This is a genomic window from Streptomyces sp. NPDC090045 (assembly GCF_044747975.1).
GTDB lineage: Bacteria > Actinomycetota > Actinomycetes > Streptomycetales > Streptomycetaceae > Streptomyces.
On record NZ_JBIVFA010000003.1, the window covers coordinates 586,028 to 610,467 of the forward strand.

Genomic DNA, 24,440 nt, shown 5'->3' on the forward strand with positions numbered 1-24,440 from the left:
CTCGACTCTCATCCGGGCGTTGCCGTTCGACGGCGCCTGCCACCGCCCGTCCGTCCTTCCGCCGGTCCGTCGGTCCTTCCTTCCTTCCTTCCTTCCTTCCCGAAGCCCACCGCGCTCGGCGTGCCGGACTCCCCGCTGCCATGCAGGCTGGATGCATGGCCGAGCAGACGAAGGTCACCGGACCGATGACGCCGACGGTGCGGGGAGGCGAGCCGGATGCCCAAGCGTGACGAATCGCGGCACTGGGGTGTGCCGCCACAGCCGCCGGACGACCTGCTCCCTCCCGGGGACGGTCGCCCCGTGGACGCCGCGCAGCGCACGGCGATCCTCGACTGGACGGTGGGCCAGTACGTCGTGACCGGCTGGCGGGTGGAGTCGCGCTCCCCGACGCAGGCGGTCCTCGTGCGCGGACAGCCCGTGAACCATGTGCTCCACGCCATCCTGACCGTGTTCACCTGCCTGCTCTGGGGCATCGTGTGGATCGCGCTGGTCGTCGGAAACCGGGTCGAGCGGGTGGCGCTCACCGTGGACCCCGACGGGCAGGTGCAGGTCATGCAGGGGCCCGGGTGATCCGTGGGCGCTGATCACGTCTACCTTCTCCTGGATGGAGAGCGCGCGGGGAACCGAGGACGAGTGGGCCGGCCTGGAGTACGGGACGGTCGTCGCGGAACGGGTCCGTGAGGCCCTGGCCTGGAACCGTGCCGTACCCGAACGGATTCTGGTGCGGCTGTTGGACACGACCCCGGGCCACCTGCTCTGGCGCCGTGACCTGCCCGAAGCGGTGCTGGACGCCGCCGTGGACCACCCGGCGTGGTCGGTTCGCGCCCGGCTCGCGGAGACGCGGGTCCAGTGGGGGATGTCGGCCGAGCGCTGGTCCCGGCTGCTGCTGGCCGAAACGGTCGGGCGGCGGCGGTACGCCCTCCTCACGGTCGCGGTCGCGGCCGGCGCCCGGCTCACGGACGAGGCGTACGGGGCGCTCGCCCGTGACCCGTCCGGTGCGGTCCGGGAAGCCCTCCTCGAACTGCCCGCCGTGCCCGCCGAGGCGGCCGTGGCCCTGACCGCCGACCCGGTGCCCGCCGTCCGGTCGGCAGCCTGCCGCGCCGCCTGGCCGGACCTCGATGCCGCGGCCCGGGCGCGACTGGCTGCGGACCCGGTCGAACGGGTGCGGATGGCGGCCGTGGCGGCCCGGCACGACGAGGAGCCGATCACCGAGGCGGACTTCGAGGCTGTGAGCGCGGCCCACGACATCGCCGCCCTCCGGCTGGACCGGGACCTCGCCGCACGTCTCTGCACCGGCGCGGACCCGGAGGTGCGCAGGCGCCTCGCCGGCAACCCCCACCTGGACCCGGACCTGGTCGCGCTCCTCGCCGCCGACCCGCAGGCCGACGTACGCCTTGCGGTGTCCCTGCGACCCGAGCTGACGGAGGAACAGCGGGCAGCCGTGGAGGTGGACATCGACCCGCGGCGGATGCGGCACCCCATCCCGTGGGTGGTGGCGCTGCACGAGGACGAGGAGGCCATGCGCCGCCTGGCGGCCTCCGGTCACCTGCTGCTGCGCAGCAGTGTTGCGACGGCCCGGCGGCTGCCGCCGGACGTGGTGGAACGGCTGGCCCGCGACGAGGACCGGGTCGTACGCCTCTTCCTCGCCGAGCGGTGCGACGACGCGCCGGCGGACATGCTGGTGGAGGTGTGGCAGTGGTGGAACGGCAGCCTTTCCACCCCCGACCGTCCCTACGGGCATCCGAACTTCCCGCGGCGTGACCTGCTCCGCTACGCCGAGGACCCGCATCCGCGGCTGCGGCAACTGGCGCTCGACGACCCGGACTCGACGCCCGACCTGGTGGAACGGTTCAGCCGGGAGGAGGACGCGGAGCTCCGGCAGCGCGCCGCGACCGACCCCCGGCTGTCGGCGGACTCCGTGGTACGGATGCTCGACGACCCGGACAGCGGCGTGCGCGCGACGGCCGCCCGGCATCCGCGGGTGCCCGTGCCGGTCCTGATCGGGCTGCTCGGTGAGGAGGAGACGGCCGGGGCGGCGGCGCTGAATCCGGCGCTGCCGGTGGCGGTCATGGAACGGATGACCGCCACCGGTTCATGAGGCGGGTGCCGTGGTGGCCCGGCGTGGTGGCCCGGCGTGGTGGTGGCCGGGTCAGCCGTTGGTGCCCGGCTCCGGGAAGCCGCCGTACGGGCGCGTGATGATCTCCATCCCGTGCCCCGCGGGGTCCGTGAAGTAGACGCCGCGGCCCCCGTCGTTGTGGTTGATCTCGCCGGGGTGCTTGCCGTGCGGGTCCGCGAAGTACGGGACGCCCGCCGACCGGATCTTCTCGAAGGCCGCGTCGAACTCCTCCTCGGACAGGAGGAACGCGTAGTGCTGCGGGGTGATGGACTCGGCCGGGATGGTCGCGAAGTCCAGGGTGACGCCGTTGCTGGTCTCGACGGGGATGAAGGGTCCCCACTCGGTCCCGACCCGGAGGCCGAGGACGTGCGCCAGGAATGCGGCGGACTCCCGGTTGTCACGGGAGTGGATGATCGTGTGGTTCAGCTGTACGGACATGAGTGAATGCCTCCGAAAGGCACATCACGGGCACCTCCATGCCTCACCCAGCCGGTGACCGACACGCGATGCCGTGATCACGATCCTAGGCACCCCGTCCGGACTAAGTCCACCCCCTCCCTCCCCGCCCCGCTCCACCGCTGCGCCGGGACCCCACCGGTCTCAGGAACCCCCGTACACGGCCTTGAGGTTGTCCTGTGCCGGGTGCGACCGGCCGGCCGGGCCCGCCGCGAAGGCCCGCAGGAGGTTCTCCGTCACTCGGGTGGTCAGCGCCCCGGAGCGTGCGTCCAGTCCGTGGTTGACGCCGCTGCGGCCGTCGCCCGTCGCGTCCAGGGCCTCCACCCATCGCATCGTGCCGGTCGCGAAAACCCCCGCCCCGCTCGCCACCGTGTAGTACGCCGTGTCCTGGTGACTGGGGCGGCCCTCGCACACCACGGGTGAGTGGGCCAGTATCTCGATCGGCCGGGGCGTCGGGAAACCGGTGTTGACCTTGTCGTACTCCACGCCGACCAGGTGCTCGAAGCGGTCGCCGGACCGTGCGCCGGTGCCTTCGAACAGCCAGTGGCCCGGATGGGTCACCACGTACGGGGCGTCCACCGGATAGCCGTCGTAGATCACGCCGAGCAACGAGCTCTCCGGGTCCGCCCCGGGCGCCGAACGGAAGTCCACCGTCGCCGGATGGCCCCGCTTGAACCCGGGGTCCTGGTCGTAGGAGGACTTGTAGCAGACCAGCGTACGGTCCGGCCCCAGGTCGGAGGCCTCCAGCCGGATCCGGCGGAAGCAGCAGTTCGCGCCCAGGATCGCGATGTTGGTGCCGGCGTCGCGGGCTGCCGTGAAGTGGGCCCGCTGCTCCGGGGACCAGTACTCGTCGTGCCCGAGCGAGAGCACCGCCGCCGCACCCTCCAGCAGCCGCTTCTCCCGCGCCACGTCAGTGGTCGTCGCGTACGCGAGGGGTATGCCGAGCCGCTCGGCCAGCGCGATCAGCGGGGCCTCGTACACCAGGAACAGGCCCGCGCCGTCGTCGTACTCGTACGGTCGGTCGAAGGACACGGAGAGCGAACGCGAGGCGTAGCCGCCGGTGGGTCCGTCATAGCTGCCGTAGCCGCCCCACCGGTTGTACGCCTGCCAGGTGGCCACCGCGTTGACCGCGACCGTACGCCCGGCGGTCGCCGCCGACCGCACGGTCACCGGTACGAAGCGCTGCCCCTCGCCGCCCTGTGCGTCGAGCCGCAGCAGGTAGCAGCCCTCCGGCCAGTCCTTGGTCTCGACCGTGGTGGTACGGGCCCACCGCGTACGGACCATCCGGGTGCCCGGATCCACCGTGTGCTCCGGCTGGCGCGCCCCCGGCAGGGCCTCGGAGCGCCACACCAGCCGGGCCCGGGCCCCGCCGTACCAGCCCATCCGGTAGGCGGAGACGGTGAACCGGGGCGCGGTGGTCGACACGTGCAGACCGAAGGACTCGCCGGGCAGGACGCTGACCTTGTCCGCGAAGCCCTCGATGGCACGCGCCGGGCCGGCCTTGGTCACCGGCCAGTCGGCATGGCCCTGCTTCGCGTTCTCGGCCTTGACGTCGAAACCGTGCGCGCCCGCCGACGCCGACGGCTTCCCGTCCGGCGCCGCGGGGCCGCCGGTACGCTCCCCGCCCTGCCCGTCGGCACCGCCGTCCCCGCCCGCGCAGCCCGCCACCGCACCGAGCCCCGCAGCCGTGGCCGCCCCCGTCGCGATCGCGAGGAACCGCCGTCTGCCTGCGCCTTCGCCGTCCCCGGCCGGCCCGGCTATGTGCTCCTGATCCATGGTGGGCACGTTATGTCACCCTTGGATCCCCACCCTCACCACCCCCTGCGCCCCTCCTGACCTACGCTGACCTCCTGTCGTATTGGGCACCAACCGACCCTGGGGGAAAGCGATATGACGTACAGCGACGCACATGCGCCGGGTGCGGTCCGGCAGCTGTGGCAGCTGCTCGAACCCGTGCACGCCACCATCTACTTCGCACCCGAGGCCTACGAGGAGGCCGGCGCGCTCGGCTACGCCACCGACGACCGGTGGCCCATGTACTTCGCCTTCCGGGCCGCCCCTCTCGGCCCTGCCGCAGCGGAACTCGTGAACGCCCACTTCTTCAGCTTCAGCCCCACCATGGTGGAGCGGTACCTCGCGCAGACCTGGACCACCGCCCCGCCGGCCCGGGTACTCGCGGCCCGGGCCGTCGCCGCGGACCGCTCCCTGCGGGCCCTCCTCGGCGAGCGGACCGCCTCCCCGGACCTGGCCGAGGCGGCGCGGCTCGCCCGGCGCGCCGCCGGGTCCGCCGTCACGGCGGGCCGCCCGCTCGGCGCCGCCAACGCAGCCCTGCCCTGGCCCGACGCCCCGCACGCCGTGCTCTGGCACGCGGCGACGATCCTGCGCGAGCACCGCGGGGACGGCCACCTCGCCGCCCTCCAGGCCCACCACCTCGACCCGGTCGAGTCGCTGGTCCTGCACTCCGGTGCCGGAGCCGCCCCGGCCGAGTGGTTCGAGAGCCGCCAGTGGTCCGCCGAGGAGTGGAACGCTGGCCGCGACCGGCTCGCCGCCCGGAACCTGCTGGCCGAGGACGGCACGGCCACCGGGGCCGGACTCGAGCTGCGCACCGCCGTCGAGAAGCTCACCGACGAACTCGCCTCGGCCCCCTGGTCGGCGCTGAGCCCTCAGGAAGTGGCCCGGCTCACGGAACTCCTCCTCCCTCCGGTCCTCGACATCGTCGGCGCCGGGATCCTCCCGACCCAGAGCACCCTGGGCATCGGCATGAAGTACGACTACGAGGGCTGATCCGCCACCCGCTCTTCCCGTCCGCTCAGTCCACGTGCTCGCGGTAGCGCTCGATCACCTCTTTCAGCACCTCCGTGCCGTCCCGGGCCCACAGGGCCGGACTGAAGATCTCCACCTCCACCGGGCCCCGGTAGCCTGCCGCATCGGCCAGCTGCCGGAAGCCCCGCAGGTCGATGGATCCGTCGCCGAGCTGCCCGCGCCCCAGCAGCACGCCCTCGGGAAGCGGGGTCACCCAGTCGGCCACCTGGACGGACACGATGCGCCCGCCCCCGCCGGCCCGGAGCAGGTCGGCGGGCAGCCGCTCGTCCCACCACAGGTGGTACGAGTCGGCCACCACCCCCACCTGCTCCGCCGGGAACTGCTCGGCGATGTCCAGGGCCTGGCCGAGGGTGGAGACCACACAGCGGTCCGAGGCGAACATCGGATGCAGCGGCTCGATCCCCAGCCGAACCCCGTGCGCGGCGGCCCACGGCGCCAACGCGTCCAGGATCTCGGCTATGCGCCCGCGCGCCCCGGCCAGGTCCCGGTCACCTGCGGGCAGCCCGCCCGAGACCAGGACCAGGGTGTCGGCGTCCAGCTCGGCGGCCTCCTCCACCGCCCGGCGGTTGTCGTCGAGCGCGGCCGCCCGGCCGGCCGGATCGGCCGCGGTGAAGAACCCGCCGCGGCACAGCGAGCTGACGCGCAGCCCGGCCCCGGCGACCAGCTTCGCCGTCTCCCGCACCCCGAAGCCCCGGACGGGCCCGCGCCAGAGCCCGACGGCGCCCACTCCGGCCGCCGAGCACCCGGCGACCAGCTCGGGCACGGACCACTGGCGGACCGTCTCCTGATTGAGGCTGAACCGCGCCGGCGCCGCGCTCATGGCGACACCCCGTACACGGCGAGGAGCCGGCGCATCCGGTCCTCCGCGAGCTCGGGATCGGGGAACAGTCCCAGTCCGTCGGCCAGTTCGTACGCGGTCGCCAGATGCGGGAGCGACCGGGCCGACTGCAGACCGCCCACCATCGCGAAGTGTTCCTGGTACCCGGCCAGCCACGCCAGCAGAACCACCCCCGTCTTGTAGAAGCGGGTCGGCGGGGCGAAAAGATGTATCGACAGGGGGACCGTCGGATCCAGGAGTTCCCGGAAGCCGTCCATGTCGCCCTGGTCGAGGGCGATCGCGGCCCGGGCGGCGACCGGGGCGATCGGGTCGAAGATCCCCAGCAGGGCGTCGCTGGCCATCTCCCCGTCCCCGGCGATCAGTTCGGGGTAGTGGAAGTCATCCCCGGTGTAGCAGCGCACGCCGGCCGGCAGCCGGCGCCGGATGTCCACCTCGCGCTCCGCGTCCAGCAGAGAGACCTTGATCCCCTCCACCTTCTCCGGACGATCAGCGATGACCTTCAGGAAGACGTCCGTGGCCGAGTCGAGGTCCGCGTGGCCCCAGTACCCGGCCAGGGCCGGGTCGAACATCGGCCCCAGCCAGTGCAGTACCACCGGCCGGGCGCTCTGCCGGAGCAGGCCGCCGTACACCTCCAGGTAGTCCTCGGAGCCGTGAGCCGCGGCGGCCAGCGCCCGCGACGCCATCAGGACGGCTCCCGCCCCGCAGGCCTCGATGTGCGCGAGCTGCTCCTCGTACGCCGCGGTGATCTCGGCGAGGGAGTACCTCCGCCCTGCCGCGAGCTGGTCGGTGCCCGCGCCGCAGACGATCCGGCCGCCCACCGCCCGGGCCTCGGCCGCCGAACGGCGGATCAGCTCCGCCGCCGTGGGCCAGTCCAGGCCCATACCGCGCTGAGCGGTGTCCATGGCCTCGGCCACCCCGAGCCCTTGGGCCCACAGGCGGCGCCGGAAGGCCAGCGTGGCCTCCCAGTCGACCACCGGCCCGGCTTCGGCCGACGCGGCGAGCGGATCGGCCACCACGTGCGCGGCCGAGTAGAAGGTACGACTGCGGGCCGGGCCGCAGGTGAGCGGCGGAAACGGATCGGTGTTCGGCCGGTGCGGGCGGAACCCGCCGTCGGCCGAGGGGAGCCGGATGCTCACAGGGCCACCTCCGGCACCGGCAGCCGCCGGCCCTCGGCCGAGGAGCGCAGGCCCAGCTCGGCGAGCTGCACCCCGCGCGCTCCGGCCAACAGGTCCCACCACCAGGTCTCGCCGAGGACGACATGTCTCAGGAAGAGCTCCCACTGGGCCTTGAAGCCGTTGTCGGCGGGACTGTTGTCCGGCACCTCCTGCCACTGTGAGCGGAAGGCCTCGGTCTGCGGCAGATCGGGATTCCACACGGGCTTCGGGGTCGCCCCGCGGTGCTGGATCCGGCAACCGCGCAGCCCGGCCACGGCCGACCCGTGCGTGCCGTCCACCTGGAACTCCACCAGCTCGTCACGGTGGACCCGGACCGCCCAGGAGGAATTGATCTGCGCGACGGCGCCGCCCTCCAGTTCGAAGATCCCGTACGCGGCGTCGTCGGCCGTGGCCTCGTACGGCTTGCCCGCCTCGTCCCAGCGGCGGCCGATGTGCGTGCGGGTGAGGGCCTGAACGGTGCGGACCCGGCCGAAGAGTTCGTGGAGGAGGTACTCCCAGTGCGGGAACATGTCGGCGACGATGCCTCCGCCGTCCTGCGCCCGGTAGTTCCAGGACGGCCGCTGCGCGGTCTGTTGGTCACCCTCGAAGACCCAGTACCCGAACTCTCCGCGCACGGACAGGACCTCGCCGAAGAAGCCGCTCTCGATCAGCCGCCTGAGCTTCAGCAGCCCCGGCAGGAACAGCTTGTCCTGCACCACCCCGTGCTTGATCCCGGCTGCCTCGGCCAGCCGCGCCAGCTCCAGCGAGGACGCGAAGGTCAGTGCCGTCGGCTTCTCGCAGTAGACGTGCTTGCCCGCCCCTATGGCCTGGCGGATCGCCGCCTCACGGGCGCCGGTGACCTGCGCGTCGAAGTAGATCTCGACCTCCGGATCGGCCAGAACGGCCGTGAGGTCCGTGCCGATGTGCTCCAGCCCGTGCCGCTCGGCGATGGCCCGCAGGGCGGACTCCCGGCGTCCCACGAGGACCGGCTCGGGCCACAGCACCGTGCCGTCGCCGAGATCCAGGCCGCCCTGTTCACGCAGGGCGAGCAGCGACCGGACCAGATGCTGGCGGTACCCCATGCGCCCGGTGACGCCGTTCATCGCGATCTTGATCGTCCTGCGTTCCATGGTTCCCCCTCCATCGATAGAAAGCGCTTTCTCTTCGATCAGGCTAGGGCGGCGCGCATCGGCAGCGCAACACTCGTTCGAGTGATGGAAAGCGCTTTCTCAATCGGGGAGTATGGAGACACAGACACCGGATGAGACGATGACCCGGGTCCTGAAGAAGGAGGGGTGCAGCATGGCGGTGACTCTCGCCGAGGTCGCGGCGCAGGCGGGCGTATCGCCCGCCACGGTCTCGCGCGTACTGAACGGCGGATACCCGGTGGCCGGCGCCACCCGGACCCGGGTCGAGCGCGCCGTCGAGGAGCTCGGGTACATCGCCAACGGCCCCGCCCGCGCGCTCGCGGCCGCCACCTCCGACCTCGTCGGCGTCCTCGTCCACGATGTCGCGGACAGCTTCTTCGGGATCCTCGCAGGCTCTCTGCAGGGATCCCTGGCGCCCACCGTCCGGACGGGCGCCCGCCGCCTCGCCGTCGTCTGCAACACCGAAGGTGATCCCGCGGCCGAACTGGCCTACCTCACCCTGCTGGAGGGACAGCGGGCCGGCGGGGTCGTCCTCACCGGCGGCGCCGTCGAGGACCCCGAGCACACCGGCGCCCTCGCCGCCCGCATCGCCCGGATGGCCGGTGGGGGTGCTCCCGTCGTCCTGTGCGGGCGGCCTCCCTTGCCCGTGCCCGCCGGACTGCCCGTCACCACCGTGATGTTCGACGACCACGGCGGGGCCTTCCGCCTCGCGGAGCACCTGCTGACACTCGGTCACCGGCGGATCGCCTACGTCGCGGGCCCCCCGGGGCTGAGCACCACCCGTGAGCGGCTCGCCGGACACCGCGCAGCCCTGCTGCGGCACGACCCCGGCCTCCCCGAAGCCTGTGCGTCCCTCACCGTGCATGCCGCCTTCGAGCGTTCCGCCGGCTACGACGCCATGCGGGAACTGCTGCGTCAGGGGGCGCCGTTCACGGCAGTCGCGGCCGCCAACGACACCATTGCCACCGGGGTCGCCGCCGCCCTGCGCGAGGAGGGGATACGGATCCCCGAGGACGTGTCCGTCGCCGGCTTCGACGACCTGCCCATCTGCGCGGACACCGCCCCCGCACTCACCACCGTCCGGGTACCCCTGCGCGAGGCCGGCGCGCTCGCCGCCCAACTGGTCACCGGCCGCCGGCCGCAGCCGCCGGGCGGGATCACCACGCTGCCCACCGAGCTGATGGTCCGCGCCTCCACCGCACCGCCGCCGACCGCGGGGGGCCGCCTGTGAAGTACGCCTTCTCCACACTCGGCCTGCCCGGCGTGACGCTCGACCACAGTGCGGCCCTCGCGGCCTCCCACGGGTTCGACGGCCTCGAACTGCGCGCCCACCCCGAGGAACCCCTGCACCCCGACAGTCCGGCCGCCGAGCGGACCGCTGGACTGCGGACCCTCACCGCCGCGGGGGTCCCCGTCCTGGCCGTCGCGGGCTACGCCAGGGTGGCCGCCCCCGGCGCGGACGAACCGGTCCTCGCCGAACTGCGGGCCCTGGTCCGCCTCGCCGCCGATCTGGAGGCCCCATACGTCCGGGTCTTCCCCGGCGGGGCCGGCCTGACCGAGGCCGACGCCGACGCCCACGCCGTGCGCCGCCTGCTGAGCGCGGCGCCGTTCGCCGAGCACCACGGAGTGCGGCTCCTGCTGGAGACCCACGACTCGCACCGCACCGCCGCCGCGGCCGCCCGGGTGCTCGACCGCGTCGCACACTCGGGCGTCGGCGCCGTGTGGGACGTGCTGCACACCTGGCTCGGCGGGGAACCCCCGGCCGAGTCCCGGCGGGCCCTGGCCGCGCACCTGGGCTACGTACAGGTGAAGGACGTACGGTCGGCGCAGGACCTGACCCCGACCGGTCTCGGCGCCGGAGTCCTGCCCCTCTCCGAGGCGGTTGCTGCGGCACCGACGGACGGCTGGCTCTGTTGGGAGTACGAGAAGCGCTGGTACCCGGAAGCCGCCGACCTGCCCGGACAGCTCACGCGGGGCCGGGAGTACCTGCAGTGCCTGGTGGCCCGACAGTCCCCGGAGGACGGCCCTGAGGACCGTTCTTCGGGATGGCCTTGACGGCCGGATGAAGCGGACTCGGGCGCAGTGCCGACGCCGCGGCCCGGCGCAGGTACGGCAGCTGCCGCTTCCCTGGAGCGCGGACGTGATCGACCGCTGCAGGGGCTACTCGTCCGCCTGTGCCAAGTCGAAGCGCACCGAGCGTAGTTCCCCTCGTGTTTGAGGTTCGCCATGCGGCTGGAGAACGACGTACTCGCCGGAGCAGTCGGGGTTCGTCCAGGCGGTCGCGAGCGCGTCCGTGTTGTTGGCCGGGGCGAACGCGGGCGAGGAGGATCCCGGGTCCGCGACCTCGGGAAGCGTGATGCACTCCCCGCGCGGAGGGTCCACGAGACTCACGCGCAACGGCTTGCCGTCCAGCCCGATGACGGCGTACGAGAACTCGCCGCGCGCTACACGATCTGGTGCGGGCACCGAATCCCTTCCCGTGAGATGAGCAGCGCAGTGCGCACATGTCGCCTCAAAACCTCGCACAATTGAGACGGCCCTGCCGGCAACCCGCGCCGACCGCACGGGACGGCTGCGACAATCACCCGTCCGGCCTGCACGGGGTCCAGGCGCGAAGCAGGATGCACCCACCCCTCGGAGGGAGCAACCGGAGGCTCTGACGTGCCGGGCCGGGGAGCCGAGCCGGGGAACGGTGAGGTGCCGCCAGGGGCGGAGCGCCTTCGTTACCCCGGATGCAGCTTCGAGGAGACGGTGAAGTCGAACGGGCGACAGGTCAGCCGATCGTCCCGCCAGCGGCGCCATCGCCCCGGCCTCGGCGGTGCATGGCGTGCAGGGCGAGGGCGGCGGTGGCCGCGGTGAGGACACCCGCCGTCATGAATCCGTCGCGTGAGCGCCAGGAGAGCACCGACCAGCGGGACCGTGCGGACAGCAGCGAGCCCGTGCTGAGCCAGGAGCCGGCGGAGAGCAGCGAGAGGGAGGAGCCGATGGATGCGGCGGAGAGGGCTGAGCCCACCGAGCCGATCGACAGCACCGAACCGACCGAGCCGATCGACAGCACTGAACCAACGGACCCGATCGACAGGATCGAGTCTTTGGAGCAGAGGGAGAGGTAGGACCTGTCGTCCCGGCACCGCGGGTTCGACGACGCATGCGATTTGGTCACGAGACTCAGTGTGTCAGTCGAGCGGTGGTCCCAGTGGTTGCCGCCGAGGGCGGCAGCACATGAGGCCGTGATGTCCGTCCCGCAGTCATCCGGAAGGCGGCAGGCGATATCGCGCAGTACGCACGGCAATCGGCGCGCGGGCGCCCAGGACAAAGACGACGACGATCCTCAGGAGCAGGTCATTCGTCTTCGACTTCGGGTGCTCGGGTCGGGCATGAGCGATCATGACCAGAATGGAGACTCGATTCCTTGGTATAGCCGATCTGTCCGAAGCCCCCTCCGTGGCGGTCGTGGTCGACGTCATGCGTGCTTTCACCGTGGCTGCCTGGGCCTTTGCCCAGGGGGCTGAAAAGATCGTTCTTGCTGAGTCGCTGGACGAAGCCCGGGCGCTCAAAGCCCGCCACCCTGATTGGGTGGCGCTCAAGGACGGTCCGCCCGCGCCCGGGTTCGACTTGGTCAACTCGCCGGGCCTGCTTCGCTCTGTTGACCTTGGCGGACGGACCGTCGTGCAGAAGACCACGGCAGGAACGGTCGGCGCCCTCGCGGTCAAGGACGCGTCGCTGGTGCTGTGTGCCGGCTTCGTGGTGGCGGAGGCAACGGCTCGGCTCTTGCGGACGCGCAAGAGCCGGAGTGTCACGTTCGTGGTCACTGGCGAAGACGGGCGGGCCGACGAAGATCTGGCGTGCGCTCAGTACATCGCCCGGAGGGCCACCGGGGCTGGGACGGATCCAGCCGAGTTCCTCCGCCGCGCTGCCGATTCGCGCGCCGCCGCCGAGCTCGCGGAGTGCGTGCGTCAAGGGGTCCACCCTGACGACGTTGCGCTCTGTCTTGAGGTCGACCGGTTCCCCTTCGCCATGGTGGCGACCTTGGAAGACTCACTCATGGTCCTGCGTCCATGGGGAGAAGCCGGCTGAGCAGCAATCGCCTCCGATTGGCGCCGCGCGACGTGTTCAGCTTCGACGCGGAGTGTTGCGCCGCTAGGCTCGCGACCGGTCCGGCCTGGGGCGTCTTGCGCGTCACGCTTCCGGCGGCGGGGGCCCGATGGTGCTCGACGTCGTGTGCCGCCGCCGCGGTCCGTCGTGTACGGACGCCCCCGTGACGGGCCGTCCCCTCCGGGCGGGTGCGCCGAGCCATGCGGGGCTCTTCCTGCCGCGCCTGGCGCGAAGGGGCAGCCCGCACACAGAAAGAGGGTCGATCATGCAGCTCACCGTCCTCGGAGCCACGGGCCCCATCGGCCAGCACGTACTCCAGCAGGCCCTCGCAGCCGGGCACCGGGTCACCGCGCTCGTCCGTGACGCGGCCCGGCTGCCGCAGCGCGACGAGGAACGCGTCACCGTCGTCATCGGCGACGCCGCCTCCGCCGCGGACGTCGAAGAGGCGGCTCGGGGCAGCCAGGCCCTCATCTGTGCCCTGGGACCGGGCAAGGACTACAAGTCCACCCTCGCCACCCGCACCGCCGGTCCCGTCCTGGAGGCCATGGCCGCGGCCGGCGTGGAGCGACTCGTCTGGCTCTCGGCCCTCGGCTCGGGCGAATCCGCCCGGCGCCAGTCCCTCTTCCAGGCCGGGGCGTCGAAGCTGGTGATGGGCAGGCTCATGGCGGACAAGGGCATCGCCGATGAGACCATCGCCCGCAGCGACCGCGACTGGACCATCGCCCTGCCCGTGATGTTCGCCAACGGCCCGACCACGTCCGGCTACAAGACGATCCCGCTGGACGGAACCCAAGGACGCGTCGGAGGGAGGATCAACCGTGCAGACGTCGCGGACTTCCTGCTCTCCGCCGCGACCAGCGACCGATGGGTCCGCCGGCGCGTCATCCTCACGCGCTGACCGGATCGCCCGGTCAGCGGCCTCACCCGGCACCAGCCACGCCCCGCCACCCGGCCCTCACCAGGGAGCCGCGATGATGCCTCCGTGGCGACAAACCTTGAGCTCTTCGCGGACTACTTCCAGATCTACGTCATGGACGACGACTCCGAGGCGACCGAGAGCGGCATCGGCGACGTGTGGACCGAACAGGCCGTCCTGGACGGGATCGGCGTCGACGAGCACGCCCTGGCCATCGGCACGGCTGTCAACGTGACCGTCGACGTCACCATCGACCTCCTCCCGGGCCGGCCGGACGATGACAGCGACGCCTTCGACCACGTCGTCGAGGCAAGCCTCAACCTGGCCTCGGGGCGCCTCGTCGTGCTGGGCTGCACCGACTACATCCCCGACGCGGCACGCTTCGACATGCCCGCCGGGTGGACCCGCATACGGACGTCTCGGCGGAACCTCGAAGCCGCGGCCTTCCCCGACTCCGACTGCGACGACGAGCCCGAAGACATGGAAGAGATCCGGATACAAGCCTGGCCGGCACCGCACGCTCAGCCCGACATCATCAAGCGATGGACGCCGCCCGGCGCATAGGCCGCACGTTGCTGCTCGTGCTCACCGTGTCCTCGCACCCCCAAGCGCCTTTCGTCGTCGCCGGAGCTCAGACCGACGGAGGTGTCTCCGTTCCGGCTGCCGGTGACGTGGATTCCGGTACGGGGCCTCGAGGCAGCCCGAAGTCGCTCGCGGCGGGGGACGGCCCGGCAGCGCGGACCCGTCGCCGTCTGAACGCGGGGACACCCAACAGCCCGAAGCCGAGGGCCGCCGCCATGAGATGGCCGATCGTGGTGAAGTCCGGCAGCGGCCCGGTCCAGTCGGCACCGCCGAGGGGCCATGCGAGAACGAAGGCGGCCCAGGGGAGGCGGCCCCGGCGCGGCAGGGCGAGTGTGCCGATCGCCAGCACGGTCTGGGCGCCGTAGCTGACCCCGTAGTCCAAGGCGTGCCGTACGGCCGCCGGATACCAGCCGTGCCGCAGTGCGACGGTGATGACGACAGCGGTGAGCAGGGTGGCCGCGACATGCCCGACGAGGAACACGGCTGCGGCGCGCGCCTTTCCCCACCGGTGCTCGACCCAGGCCAGGCAGCAGCAGACACCGAGGCCCAAGGTGATCAAGGTACCCACGAAGCCGGTCGAGGCGACATCCGTGAGCGTGCCGTCGAAGAACAGCGCGCTGCCGAGCAGCGCGGACACCGGATGGTCCTGCAGGTTGTCCAGGTTGGTGCTGAGGTGGCCCAACACGGTGGCCGCCCGATCGGCGGACAGCCCGTGGCCGACCCAGGCATGGCTGGCGAGGAGCAGGCAGACATAGGCGAGGGTCAGCGGCGCACGGCGCGGGTACGCCCGTATGGCCCGGAGCGGCCTGCCCAGAGGACCCCACAGCGACGGAGAGTTCATACCGAGGCATTCTCCAGGCCGAGTCGACGGTGGGGATCGGCGGGTGACGGCAGCCGTTCCCGACCGGGGCCGCGTCATCCGCTCATGAGCTGGTGTATCGCCCCCGGTCGGTTCAGGCCCCACGAGTGGCCTGTTGACGGATGCTCAAAGGGCCTGGTGGGAGGGGGTTTCCCGGAGGTTTCCCGTTGCCCGTTGCAGTGGGCGACGCGCGCTTCCTCGACACGCAGGGGTGCCGGGGCACAGTCTCGGAGTGCCCGACGGAGGGCCGGTACGTGCTCCGAACGACGAGCCTGCCGCGCATACACACGACGAGTACGACGACCCGCGGGACACCGCGTGGCAGAGACGGGGGACCGGACATGGCAATGCGCAGAACGGCGGTGGCGGCAGTGGCGGTGCTCACCCTCCTGGCCGCGGGGGGAGGTGCCCACAGCGCCACGGCGGCTACGGCGGCTACGGCACCAAAGGCGGCGGGGGAGTGCGGCGTGCTCGCCCCCGGCGCCTCCGCGGTGGCCGAGAGGGCCGTAGGAGCCGCGTGCGAACAGATCGGCGTCTGGTACACCTGGGGCGGCGGCCACGGGCCGCAGCCGGGGCCGACGTACGGTCAGGTCGACCCCAGCGACCCGGACAGCGCACACGACCCGGAGCGGCTGGGCTTCGACTGCTCCGGACTGGTCCGCTACGCCTACGCCCGTGCGGCCGGCGGGGACCCGCTGTCCGGCAACGCGTACCACCAGTTCCATTCGCCGCAGGTGAACCAGCGTTTCACGGCCGCCCAGGGGACCGGGCCGCTGCTCCCGGGGGACCTGCTGGCGTGGGGGTCGGGGGGATCCGTCCACCACATCGCGATCTACCTGGGCGCGGGGAAGATGGTCGAGGCCCGGGAATCGGGCACCCGGATCACCGTCAGCGACGTACGGCTGGGCGGGGACTACGCGGGAGCGGTCCGCATCGCACCGGCGGCGGCACCCGGCACGTTCAGCACGTGGGGCACGGACGTGTGGACCCACAAGGAGCCGTCCACCACCAGCCCGCGGGTCCATCGGTTCCCCGGCCCGACCACCGTGCGCATCGAGTGCCAGAAGCACGCCGAACCGGTGACCGCGGAGGGCTACACCAACGACGCCTGGTCCTACCTGCCCGAGTACGGGGCGTGGATCACCAACATCTACATCAAGGGCCCCGCCTGGCTGGACGGCGTACGCACCTGCACCTGAGCACCATCCGCACCTCTGATCACGCACACCCAACACCCGGCTCCCGAGGGGGCCCTTCCGAGGAGGAAGCATGTACGCAGGCAGGAAGATCGCCCTGGGGCTCGCCACCGCCGCACTGGCGGGCGGCATGGCCACCGTGACCGGGCCCGCCGCGGCGACGCCCGCCACCGGGACGAGCGCGGCCGCCGAATGCGGCGTCCGCGCCGACGGCAGGCTGTGGTGCGGCAATCGGGTCGGCGCCAAGGGCTACGAGCACCGCCGGTACAACTCCGCGGTGCGGGGGCCGCTGAACACGAGCCCCAGCTGGTTCCAGTGCTGGGGCCGCGGCGACCAGCACGGCGGCGGCAACAACGTCTGGTACTGGACCCAGTTGGACAACGGCCAGTGGGGCAACGTCGCGGCCGTGGACGTCCACACGTCGGTCGACCCGGCGCCGGGCCTGCGCGAGTGCTGAGGCTGAGGCGTTGAGGGCCGCTGCCGACCGGGTGCCCCGTCAGCCCTGCTGGTGCTGTTCGGGCAGTCGGCTCTCCGGGTGCGCCCACAGCAGCACGTTGTCGGGCCGCTCGTCGCGGAAGAAGTCGAGCACGTCCTGGTCCGAATGGCGCAGGCTGAAGTGGGTGAGGACGAAGAGGGTGTCCGGGTGGGCCTCGACGACGGGCTTCAAGCGGCTCCACACGGTGTGTCCGACCCGGTCGGCCCGGGCCAGCTCGGCGTCGTCGAGGAACGTGCACTCGGTGATGATCACCGGGTACGCGAACAGCCACGGATTGTCCTCGAACACGCTCACGTGGGTGTCCCCGAGGAAGGCGAACAGCGGCCTGAGCAGCTCTCGTTCGACCTCGGCGCCCTCCTTGCGGCGCTGCGCGAGGATACGGCCGAACTCCGCACCCCGGCCCTGTTCCGCGAGGCCGCGCCGCAGTTCCTCGTACTCGGGCAGCAGTGCCTTGCGGCGCTCGGAGAACGCGTACCCCACGCACGGCACCTTGTGGACGCACTCCACCACCCGCACGTGATGGCCGCGGCGTCCGAAGGCGAACTCGTCGCCACCGCGTACCCCGTGCAGCCGGCAGCCCGCGGCGAGCGCGGGGTCGTAGGCGGGGCCGTGGTTCAGCTCGGCGGAGGCCCGCAGGAAGGTTTCCACGTAGGGCGCCGATGCGGCGGGCAGGTGGATGTCGACACCGTCGGGCCGGGCGGCGAGGTAGTCGAGGTCCTTGGAGTGGTCGTGGTGGGTGTGGGTGAGGAAGACGGTCTCGGGCTGACGCCCTTCCGCCAGTCCGGCGTCGAGCGCGCAGCGCAACTCCGGGATGTGGAAGAACGTCTTGTCGTTGGCGCGCGAGTACCCGGTGAGGGTGAGCTCGGTACCGGGTATCCGCCAGGTCTTCCACTGGCGGAACGGGTGTCCTCGCTCCAGCCGCTCGGGGTGGGCGGGCGTCCGCGCAGGGGCCAGGGTCATCGGTGCCTCCGTCGGACCGCCGTGATCGGGTGAGGGGCCGATCGTAGCGGGCGGTGTGCGGGGGCGGCCCGTGGTTTTCGCGGCGCGCGACATGCCGAGAGGATCGCCATCGGGCGTGCAGGCCGGGCCGTGGTCTGCTGCCTGTCGCGCCCGCTACCGGTGGGCCACCCCTCCTAGGACGGACCGGCTGACGGAATCCCTCGGCGTTCGGCCGGACGGGTGGACCGGCCCGGGCGGCGTTCGAGTGTGCTGGCGGCCGTCGGCGTCCGTGGAGTCTTATGGGTTGCCGCCGGCCCGCCGCGTTCCCGTGCACCGGCCGCACCGGCCGCACCAGCCGCACCGGGTATCGGTGGGAGGAGACGAGGACCGGAATGAACGAACACGCACGGATCGACGTCCATCAGCACGTGATCCCGCCCGACCGCAGCCGCGCGATCGCCGACCGGGCCGCTGCCCTCGGCTGGCCGGTGCCCGCCTGGGACTGGCAGAGCGCGATCGCGATGATGGACCGCCGTTCGATCGCCACCGGCATCCTCTCGTACGCCGCTCCGCTCGGGGCTCCCGGTGATCTCGAGGGGGCTCGGGCCTCGGCCCGGGACGTGAACGAGTTCACCGCAGAGCTGGTGAAGGACCGGCCCGACCGGTTCGGCAACTTCGCCGTCCTCCCGCTGCCGGACGTGGACGGAGCGCTCGAAGAAGCCGCCCACGCCCTGGACGAGCTGGGCGCCGACGGCGTGATGGTCTTGTCCAACGCCCACGGGCGCTACCTCGGAGACCCGGAGTTCGAGCCGCTCTGGGCCGAGCTGGACGCGCGCGGGGCGGTGGTCCTCGTCCACCCCACCGCGCCGCCCGGTGCGATGGTCCCGGGCCTGCCCAGCCCGCTGGTGGACTTCCCGTACGACACCGCCCGTACCGCCCTGCACCTGGCCGTCGCCGGTGTCCCGGGCAGGTATCCCGGGCTGAAGATGATCCTTCCCCACGCGGGCGGCTTCCTGCCGTACGCCGCCCACCGCTTCGCCGCCGCAGCCCGGCTGCGTCCGGGCGCCTCTCCCGAGGACCTGCTGGCCGAGCTGAGGCGCTTCTACTTCGACACCGCGTTCTGCGCGGGCCCCGCCTCGCTGCCCTCGCTCCTTGCCTTCGCCGAGCCCGGACACGTGCTGTACGGCAGCGACTTCCCCATGGTGCCCGAGGAATGGTGCAGCGGATTCGACGACGGGCTGGACGGTTACCCGCACTGGGAGGACGGGCAGCTCCACTCGATCCACCGAGGCAACGCCGAGTTCCTCTTCCCCCGTCTCGCACGGGCCTGACCGCCTGCCGCCCTGCCGTCGACGAGACGGGCCCTGGCGACGGGCTCGACACAGGCCGCGCGGTTCTGAGTATGAGTACTCATGTGCGACACGGCGCTGCCTGACACGATCCGCGCCATGAAACATGGCAGAGGGGCGCTGACGGCCCTTCATCTCTTACTGGTCTGGGCGATGATGGCGGCCCTGGTGCCGATGCTCGGCGTAACGCTGCTGTTCGCGGCCTGGGACGGCGGGGCCGGTGGGCTGGTGCCGGTCTTCGCGTTGGGGTTTCCCCTGACGGTGGGTCTGCTGGCCACGGCGGGCATACCGGCACGGACCGTGGTCCCCATGTGCGGATCCCTGCGTGGGCGCCTCGGCTGGGCAGCACTGGTCTTTGTCCTCGGAACGCTGGGCGTAGCGGCGGGCCTGGCTGCCTACAACGCGGACGTTCCCCTGGGGAGCGCCGGTGCCCGGATCGCCCTGACGGGGGTGCCGTACGCGGTGGCCGCGGCGCTCTTCGTGCCCGACCGGTGGGTACGGGTGGGGGCGCTGGCCGCGCTGGCGGCCGCAGTGGCGTACGGGGGCTTCGCCGGCCCGGCACAGGCACAGGAACGCCGGCACGAAGCGCAGGTCGCCCGCTACCGGGAACGTCCGCAGCTGCTGTACCTGGGCGACGCGCCGCCGGGGATGCGGGTGTCCCATGTCCAGATCGAACCCGCTGCCTTCATCGTTGACTACCGCCCCGTCCGGGAAGGGACCGAGTTCGGGTACGTGGGTCTGGTGGTGCGTTCGGGACTCACGCCGATGCCGAGGTGCCCCGAACCCGCTGACGAGGCAGTGACCTGCACGGTCGATGCGCACGGCGAGATGCGCGCCGTCCGCGACGCCACCCGCCAGATCACGCTCACCCGCCGCCACGGGAACGAGGAGGTCGAGGTCAGCAGCCAGACCCTCGACGAATCCGGGCTGCGCCGAATCCTGGACACGCTGCACCCACTGTCGGACACGGAGTTGGAGACGCTGATGCGGGACGAGGCCGTCAGCCATGCCTTCTGAGCGAGCCTGCCCGCAGGAACCTCCGCGAGCAGGTCGGTCGGCCCCAGCAGCGAGCGTTGCGGTGCTGGTAACGAGCCGGGGCGTCGGGATCCCCTGACGGATGCGGCGGCTACGGTGCCGACGGGCTGACACCGCCCGGCTCGTCGCCGCATTCGTGATAGACGTACTGATCGATGTCCAGCGATGCCCGGGCCGCACCCAACCAGGACATCAGGTCGGCGCTGAGGGCAATGCCCTTCTGCTGTGGGTCGTCGAGGTCCCGGATCTCCTGGACGATCTCCAGGAAGACGGATGCCTCCCCCGCGTCGGCGAGTCGCCCGAGGGCCGTGGCGAGATCCGTGCCCCACCCGAGGACCGCCGGCTCCAAGTCCTCCGGCCTGCCCGGGCCTTCCGGCGCGTCTGCGCGCCGGATCCAGGTCGAGTGGGATCGCGGAGGCAACTGCGGGCGCCTGCGGCTTCCGATGGACGTGGACTCGTCGGGTTCCGCGCCCAGCCTCCTGGAGATTTCCTCCGGCTGCAAGGACTCGCTGACGACTCTCAAGTACATGCGGAACGCGCTCATGTCCGGCGCCTGTCGTTCGTCGGAACCACGATCCTGCCGTCCTTGCTCACGAGAGTGATCGGTCCGAGGCGTTGGGTACGAGCGCCTGCGTTCTGCCGTCCAGCACATCGTATCGGGAGGGATCTGGTGCGTGCCGACCGTGCTCATGACGTGGGAGAGGCCGAACTCGTCAGGAGGACTGAGGCGGCTGCGTGGCGCCGGGCACCGGGCCGACGAGCTTCGGGTTGTCCTGCCAGGCGGGTTCCATGGGCTGGATGTCGACCACGGTCACGCCGGTGCCGGGCCGCTGCTCGCCGATCAGTTCACCGCGGTGCTGGATGACGAACGGGACGGTGAGGGGTTCGGCGTAGACGGCGTCGTTGACGTAGACGTCCTCGGTGTATTCGTAGCGTGCCGAGGACCAGCACCCTTCGCATCCGGCTTCGGGCTTGCCCTCGTACGTCCACCGCAGGGTGACGCGGTAGGTGAGAGGGTCGTTGCTGTCGGACGCGGAGGTGAAGAACAGCTTGCCACGGCCGGTGCGGTGGTCGGTGGCGCAGAGCGTGACGGTGACGGTGCCGTACCCGGGGACGCTCTCGGGGGTGGGGAGCTGGGGCACGGTGCGCGCGCAGCCGGGCACGGGGGTGGCGGTCCCGCCGCCGGTCGGGCGGGGGCTCGGGTTGCCGCCTTCGTCTCTGCCTCCGCCTCCGGGATGGCCGGTGGGGGTGTTGCCGGGGTGCGGGCGGTCGGTGCGGCGGACGGCCCTCTCGTCGGCTGGACGCTGGGGACGGGGCCGGGGCTGTCGTCGGCGTTGACGGGCCCGGCGAATAAGGCGAGGACTGCTGCCGCGCAGGTGGCGACGGCGGCGGCCGGTATCAGCTTGCGGTTCACGGGTTGCCTTCGGGTTGGGGTGGCCCCCGTCCCGGGCGGGGCGGGGGAAGTCTGGTCACGGCGAGGGGGCGGCGCCGCTCCGGTTGCGGCGGGCCGTGCCGAGCGGTCAGGGCCGGGCCTGAGCAGGACCTCGGGGACCTTCCGCAGACGGCGGTTGACGTCCGTGCCGGCCAGAAGATCACGTGCAGCATCGGACCAGGCCTTGCAGCAGCCGACACGGCGCACCGCGACGCGTAAACGGGTCCACGAGATCAGTGCCGGAGCCCGGAAGTGTCAGTGGCCGACGGTACGTTGGGTGTCAGAGCCAGTCTCCGGCGGGTTCCTCCGGCACCTCGCCCGTCTGGTACTCGGCATTCGCCAGCAGTTCCTCGGTGACCCGTACGCCTGTGAGGCGCTCGGTCAGCGCGAAGACCGCCGCCTTCCTGTCTACGTCGGGGTCCTCGTCACCCGTCGGGTTGAGACCGACCTCCCTCATCACGGCGTTCAGCTCATCGGGAGTGCTGCCGGTCCTGTCCGCCGGCCACTCGAAGGTGGTCCGCAACTCCCCGTCCTCGTACCAGTGGAAGAAGTCCATGGGCTTCCCCCCGTTGCTCGAATGAGAGACGGCCCGCGTCCCGGCGGAGAGAGCCTCCATGATGGATGGCCGCGTTCCCAGATCGCCGCCGAACTCCAGGGCGAGCGTCCAGTTTCCTCCCTCGCCGGGCACCGTGAACGCTCCCACGAGGAAGGACTCGGGCCAGTCCTCGTACCCGAACACGATCTCCGTGTTCTCCTGGATCAGTTCGCCGACCCCCTCGCACACATCTCGCGGCTCGGCCCCCGCCACCTCGAGCAGTTGCGCCGGAGAGAGGCCCCGCACCAGCGTCAGGGTGTACCCGGCCTCCTCCATCGCGTGCTTGAACAGGGAGGACGAGGAACGTATCCAGCCGTAGTCGGCTGCGGTGGCTCGGGTCATGCAGCGCATCCTGCCAGCACCCACTGACACCAGGCCGTTCCTCCTCGACACCCGTGCGGCCTACCGCCTCACAGCGGGCGCCCGCTCGACGCCTGTTGATGCCGGGACAGGTGCGCGCGCCGTGGTACGGGATATCAGAAGCCGAATCCGGCCATGATCGCGAAAGGTGCCGCCTGTGTCCCAGGAGCAACGCAAACGGAGGCAAAGGCTGCGGCTGCCCGTGAAGGCGGCCCTGCCCGGCCGCCACCCGCACGAGGACGAGGCGGCCGTCACCGACCGGGTGGTCTTCGGCGTGACCGCGGTGCTGACCTTGGGTTTCGTGATCTGGGGCGTCACGGCGACCAGCTCGCTGGAGAGCGTCTCCGACACCCTGCTGAACGGCCTGATGCACAACGCCGGCTGGGCGTTCGTCCTGGCCGCCTCGGGGTTCGTCGTCTTCGCGCTCTGGCTCGCCATCAGCCGGTACGGACGGATCGAGCTGGGCCAGGAGCACGAGAAGCCGGAGTTCAGCACCGTCTCCTGGGTAGCCATGATGTTCAGTGCAGGCATGGGCATCGGCTTGATGTTCTACGGCGTCAGCGAACCCCTCGCGCACTACACCACTCCGCCGCCGGGCACCGACCCCGCCGACTCGGCGGAGGCCATGCAGACGGCGCTCGCCACCACGCTCTTCCACTGGACGCTGCACCCGTGGGCCATCTACGCGGTGGTCGGCCTGGCCATCGCGTACAGCACCTTCCGGCGCCGCAGACGGCAGACGATCAGCGCTGTCTTCGTCCCGCTCCTCGGGAAGGAGCGTGCCGAGGGCGTTCCCGGCCGGGTGATCGACATCCTGGCGATCTTCGCCACGCTGTTCGGATCCGCCACGTCCCTGGGACTCGGCGCGCTCCAGATCGGCAGCGGCATGCACGAGGTGGGCTGGCTGAGCAAGGCCGGGACGGGGCTGCTCGTCGCCATCATCGGCGTGCTGACCGTCTGCTTCGTCTTCTCCGCCGTCTCCGGAGTGGAGAAGGGCATCCAGTGGCTCTCCAACATCAACATGGTGCTGGCCGTCATCCTGGCGGTCTTCGTGTTCGTCGTCGGTCCCACCATCCTGGTCCTCGACCTGATCCCGACCTCCCTCGCCGCGTACTTCGAGGAGCTGCCCCAGCTGATCGGCCGCACCGAGGCGTCCACCGGCGGCGGTGACGTCGCCGACTGGCTCAGCAGCTGGACGGTCTTCTACTGGGCCTGGTGGATCTCCTGGACGCCGTTCGTCGGCATGTTCATCGCCCGCATCAGCCGGGGCCGTACGATCCGTCAGTTCGTCGGCGGGGTCATCCTGGTGCCCAGCACCGTGAGTCTGGTCTGGTTCGCCGTCTTCGGCGGTACGGCCATGCGCCTGAAGGAGCAGGGAAAGCTCGCCGGCGCGACCACGCCCGAGGCACAGCTCTTCGGCGTGCTCCAGGAGTTCCCGATCGCCGGCGTGATGAGCCTGCTCGTGATGATTCTGGTCGGCATCTTCTTCGTCTCCGGCGCCGACGCGGCGTCGATCGTGATGGGCACCCTCTCGCAGAAGGGCACCTTCGAACCCGCCCGGTCCGTCGTCGTCTTCTGGGGCGTGGTGACCGGTGGCGTGGCGGCCGTGATGCTGCTCGTCGGCGAGGGCAAGGGCGACGCCCTCGCGGGCCTGCAACACCTGACGATCCTCGTCGCGGCCCCGTTCGTCCTGGTGATGATCGGCATGTGCTGGGCCCTCTTGCGGGACCTCCGCCGGGACCCGCTGATCGTCCGCGGCGAACTCGCCGAGGAGGCGGTGGAGGAAGCCGTGATCGCGGGCCACGAGAAGTACGCGGGCGGGTTCGAGATCCGCATCGGCCCGGCGCAGGACGAGGTCCCGGGGGAAACGAAGGACGACCGCGCAGGCAAGGACGACCGCGCACGCAAGGACGACCGCGCACGCAAGGACGACCGCGCACGCAAGGACGACCGCGACCGCAAGGACGACCCCGCACGCAAGGACGGCCGCGACGGCGAAGACCCGGGAGCCCCGCCCGCCGGGCGGCGTGCTCCCGGGCCCGGTTGAGTCT

General features: G+C 71.7%; 25 protein-coding genes. 13 read left to right on the forward strand and 12 right to left on the reverse strand.

Translation table 11 applies throughout. The features are described 5' to 3' along the window. Positions 1 to 216: 216 nt before the first annotated feature. Positions 217 to 570, forward strand: a complete 354-nt coding sequence (locus tag ACIPYQ_RS11635; protein WP_361766023.1) for a hypothetical protein — start codon at positions 217 to 219, stop codon at positions 568 to 570. 34 nt (positions 571 to 604) lie between these two features. Further along, complete coding sequence (locus ACIPYQ_RS11640; protein ID WP_401249013.1) at positions 605 to 2,098, forward strand: PE-PGRS family protein; 1,494 nt, start codon at positions 605 to 607, stop codon at positions 2,096 to 2,098. 51 nt (positions 2,099 to 2,149) lie between these two features. Here ACIPYQ_RS11640 and ACIPYQ_RS11645 read toward each other — a convergent pair whose 3' ends face one another. After that, positions 2,150 to 2,554 (reverse strand): VOC family protein, encoded by a 405-nt coding sequence (locus tag ACIPYQ_RS11645; protein ID WP_361766018.1) that lies wholly within the window; start codon positions 2,552 to 2,554, stop codon positions 2,150 to 2,152. 162 nt (positions 2,555 to 2,716) lie between these two features. Further along, on the reverse strand, positions 2,717 to 4,348 hold the full coding sequence (locus ACIPYQ_RS11650) for a N,N-dimethylformamidase beta subunit family domain-containing protein (RefSeq protein WP_401249016.1): 1,632 nt from the start codon (positions 4,346 to 4,348) through the stop codon (positions 2,717 to 2,719). Between the two features lie 114 nt (positions 4,349 to 4,462). On the opposite strand from ACIPYQ_RS11650, the gene ACIPYQ_RS11655 reads away from it, so the two are divergent. Beyond that, a complete protein-coding gene (locus tag ACIPYQ_RS11655) occupies positions 4,463 to 5,356 on the forward strand; it encodes a hypothetical protein (RefSeq protein WP_401249019.1) in 894 nt (297 codons plus the stop codon). Positions 5,357 to 5,381: 25 nt separating this feature from the next. Here ACIPYQ_RS11655 and ACIPYQ_RS11660 read toward each other — a convergent pair whose 3' ends face one another. Genes ACIPYQ_RS11660 through ACIPYQ_RS11670 form a run of 3 tightly spaced genes read right to left on the reverse strand, consistent with a single transcriptional unit; the run spans position 5,382 to position 8,517 of the window. After that, positions 5,382 to 6,215 (reverse strand): sugar phosphate isomerase/epimerase family protein, encoded by an 834-nt coding sequence (locus ACIPYQ_RS11660; RefSeq protein ID WP_401249022.1) that lies wholly within the window; start codon positions 6,213 to 6,215, stop codon positions 5,382 to 5,384. Next, complete coding sequence (locus tag ACIPYQ_RS11665; RefSeq protein WP_401249025.1) at positions 6,212 to 7,369, reverse strand: dihydrodipicolinate synthase family protein; 1,158 nt, start codon at positions 7,367 to 7,369, stop codon at positions 6,212 to 6,214. The genes ACIPYQ_RS11660 and ACIPYQ_RS11665 overlap by 4 nt, the downstream gene beginning before the upstream one ends. Next, the gene (locus ACIPYQ_RS11670; RefSeq protein ID WP_401249028.1) at positions 7,366 to 8,517 is read right to left on the reverse strand and encodes a Gfo/Idh/MocA family protein; all 1,152 of its coding nucleotides are present in this window, start codon (positions 8,515 to 8,517) and stop codon (positions 7,366 to 7,368) included. The genes ACIPYQ_RS11665 and ACIPYQ_RS11670 overlap by 4 nt, the downstream gene beginning before the upstream one ends. 172 nt (positions 8,518 to 8,689) lie before the next feature. Here ACIPYQ_RS11670 and ACIPYQ_RS11675 point away from each other — a divergent pair, with 172 nt between their 5' ends. Together ACIPYQ_RS11675 and ACIPYQ_RS11680 are read left to right on the forward strand one after the other, a co-directional pair. Beyond that, entirely contained in the window at positions 8,690 to 9,766 is a 1,077-nt protein-coding gene (locus ACIPYQ_RS11675) for a LacI family DNA-binding transcriptional regulator (RefSeq protein WP_401249031.1), read from the forward strand. Then, entirely contained in the window at positions 9,763 to 10,590 is an 828-nt protein-coding gene (locus ACIPYQ_RS11680; RefSeq protein WP_401249033.1) for a sugar phosphate isomerase/epimerase family protein, read from the forward strand. Before ACIPYQ_RS11675 ends, ACIPYQ_RS11680 begins: the two co-directional genes overlap by 4 nt. Positions 10,591 to 10,695: 105 nt before the next feature. On the opposite strand, the gene ACIPYQ_RS11685 is transcribed toward ACIPYQ_RS11680, so the two are convergent. After that, entirely contained in the window at positions 10,696 to 11,001 is a 306-nt protein-coding gene (locus ACIPYQ_RS11685) for a hypothetical protein (RefSeq protein ID WP_401249036.1), read from the reverse strand. Positions 11,002 to 11,308: 307 nt separating this feature from the next. Further along, the gene (locus ACIPYQ_RS11690) at positions 11,309 to 11,698 is read right to left on the reverse strand and encodes a hypothetical protein (protein ID WP_401249039.1); all 390 of its coding nucleotides are present in this window, start codon (positions 11,696 to 11,698) and stop codon (positions 11,309 to 11,311) included. Between the two features lie 233 nt (positions 11,699 to 11,931). Here ACIPYQ_RS11690 and ACIPYQ_RS11695 point away from each other — a divergent pair, with 233 nt between their 5' ends. From ACIPYQ_RS11695 to ACIPYQ_RS11705, 3 genes are all read left to right on the forward strand, one after another. Next, entirely contained in the window at positions 11,932 to 12,612 is a 681-nt protein-coding gene (locus tag ACIPYQ_RS11695; RefSeq protein WP_401249040.1) for a 2-phosphosulfolactate phosphatase, read from the forward strand. Between the two features lie 283 nt (positions 12,613 to 12,895). Next, positions 12,896 to 13,528: an NAD(P)-dependent oxidoreductase gene (locus ACIPYQ_RS11700; protein ID WP_401249047.1), complete on the forward strand. Its 633-nt coding sequence runs from the start codon at positions 12,896 to 12,898 to the stop codon at positions 13,526 to 13,528. An 84-nt stretch (positions 13,529 to 13,612) separates the two neighbouring features. After that, positions 13,613 to 14,110, forward strand: a complete 498-nt coding sequence (locus ACIPYQ_RS11705) for a hypothetical protein (protein ID WP_401249050.1) — start codon at positions 13,613 to 13,615, stop codon at positions 14,108 to 14,110. 67 nt (positions 14,111 to 14,177) lie between these two features. Here the strand turns inward: ACIPYQ_RS11705 and ACIPYQ_RS11710 are convergent, their stop codons facing one another. After that, positions 14,178 to 14,969 carry a rhomboid-like protein gene (locus ACIPYQ_RS11710; protein WP_401249053.1) on the reverse strand — a complete coding sequence of 264 codons (792 nt, stop codon included), beginning with the start codon at positions 14,967 to 14,969 and terminating at the stop codon, positions 14,178 to 14,180. A 485-nt stretch (positions 14,970 to 15,454) separates the two neighbouring features. On the opposite strand from ACIPYQ_RS11710, the gene ACIPYQ_RS11715 reads away from it, so the two are divergent. After that, a complete protein-coding gene (locus ACIPYQ_RS11715; protein WP_401249055.1) occupies positions 15,455 to 16,186 on the forward strand; it encodes a C40 family peptidase in 732 nt (243 codons plus the stop codon). 70 nt (positions 16,187 to 16,256) lie between these two features. Continuing rightward, positions 16,257 to 16,640: a hypothetical protein gene (locus tag ACIPYQ_RS11720; protein WP_401249057.1), complete on the forward strand. Its 384-nt coding sequence runs from the start codon at positions 16,257 to 16,259 to the stop codon at positions 16,638 to 16,640. 39 nt (positions 16,641 to 16,679) lie between these two features. Here the strand turns inward: ACIPYQ_RS11720 and ACIPYQ_RS11725 are convergent, their stop codons facing one another. After that, positions 16,680 to 17,639, reverse strand: a complete 960-nt coding sequence (locus tag ACIPYQ_RS11725; RefSeq protein WP_401249059.1) for an MBL fold metallo-hydrolase — start codon at positions 17,637 to 17,639, stop codon at positions 16,680 to 16,682. Between the two features lie 371 nt (positions 17,640 to 18,010). Between ACIPYQ_RS11725 and ACIPYQ_RS11730 the strand changes: the two genes are divergently transcribed. Next, on the forward strand, positions 18,011 to 18,949 hold the full coding sequence (locus ACIPYQ_RS11730) for an amidohydrolase family protein (protein WP_361763173.1): 939 nt from the start codon (positions 18,011 to 18,013) through the stop codon (positions 18,947 to 18,949). A 117-nt stretch (positions 18,950 to 19,066) separates the two neighbouring features. Continuing rightward, entirely contained in the window at positions 19,067 to 19,984 is a 918-nt protein-coding gene (locus ACIPYQ_RS11735) for a hypothetical protein (protein ID WP_401249063.1), read from the forward strand. A gap of 109 nt (positions 19,985 to 20,093) precedes the next feature. Here ACIPYQ_RS11735 and ACIPYQ_RS11740 read toward each other — a convergent pair whose 3' ends face one another. From ACIPYQ_RS11740 to ACIPYQ_RS11750, 3 genes are all read right to left on the reverse strand, one after another. Next, positions 20,094 to 20,693 carry a DUF4279 domain-containing protein gene (locus ACIPYQ_RS11740; RefSeq protein ID WP_401249066.1) on the reverse strand — a complete coding sequence of 200 codons (600 nt, stop codon included), beginning with the start codon at positions 20,691 to 20,693 and terminating at the stop codon, positions 20,094 to 20,096. Between the two features lie 22 nt (positions 20,694 to 20,715). After that, entirely contained in the window at positions 20,716 to 21,144 is a 429-nt protein-coding gene (locus tag ACIPYQ_RS11745; protein ID WP_401249069.1) for a hypothetical protein, read from the reverse strand. Positions 21,145 to 21,714: 570 nt separating this feature from the next. Continuing rightward, positions 21,715 to 22,371: a DUF6461 domain-containing protein gene (locus tag ACIPYQ_RS11750; RefSeq protein WP_401249072.1), complete on the reverse strand. Its 657-nt coding sequence runs from the start codon at positions 22,369 to 22,371 to the stop codon at positions 21,715 to 21,717. A 214-nt stretch (positions 22,372 to 22,585) separates the two neighbouring features. Here ACIPYQ_RS11750 and ACIPYQ_RS11755 point away from each other — a divergent pair, with 214 nt between their 5' ends. Next, positions 22,586 to 24,436, forward strand: coding sequence for a BCCT family transporter (locus ACIPYQ_RS11755; RefSeq protein ID WP_401249380.1), 1,851 nt, complete (start codon positions 22,586 to 22,588; stop codon positions 24,434 to 24,436). Positions 24,437 to 24,440: the final 4 nt, after the last annotated feature.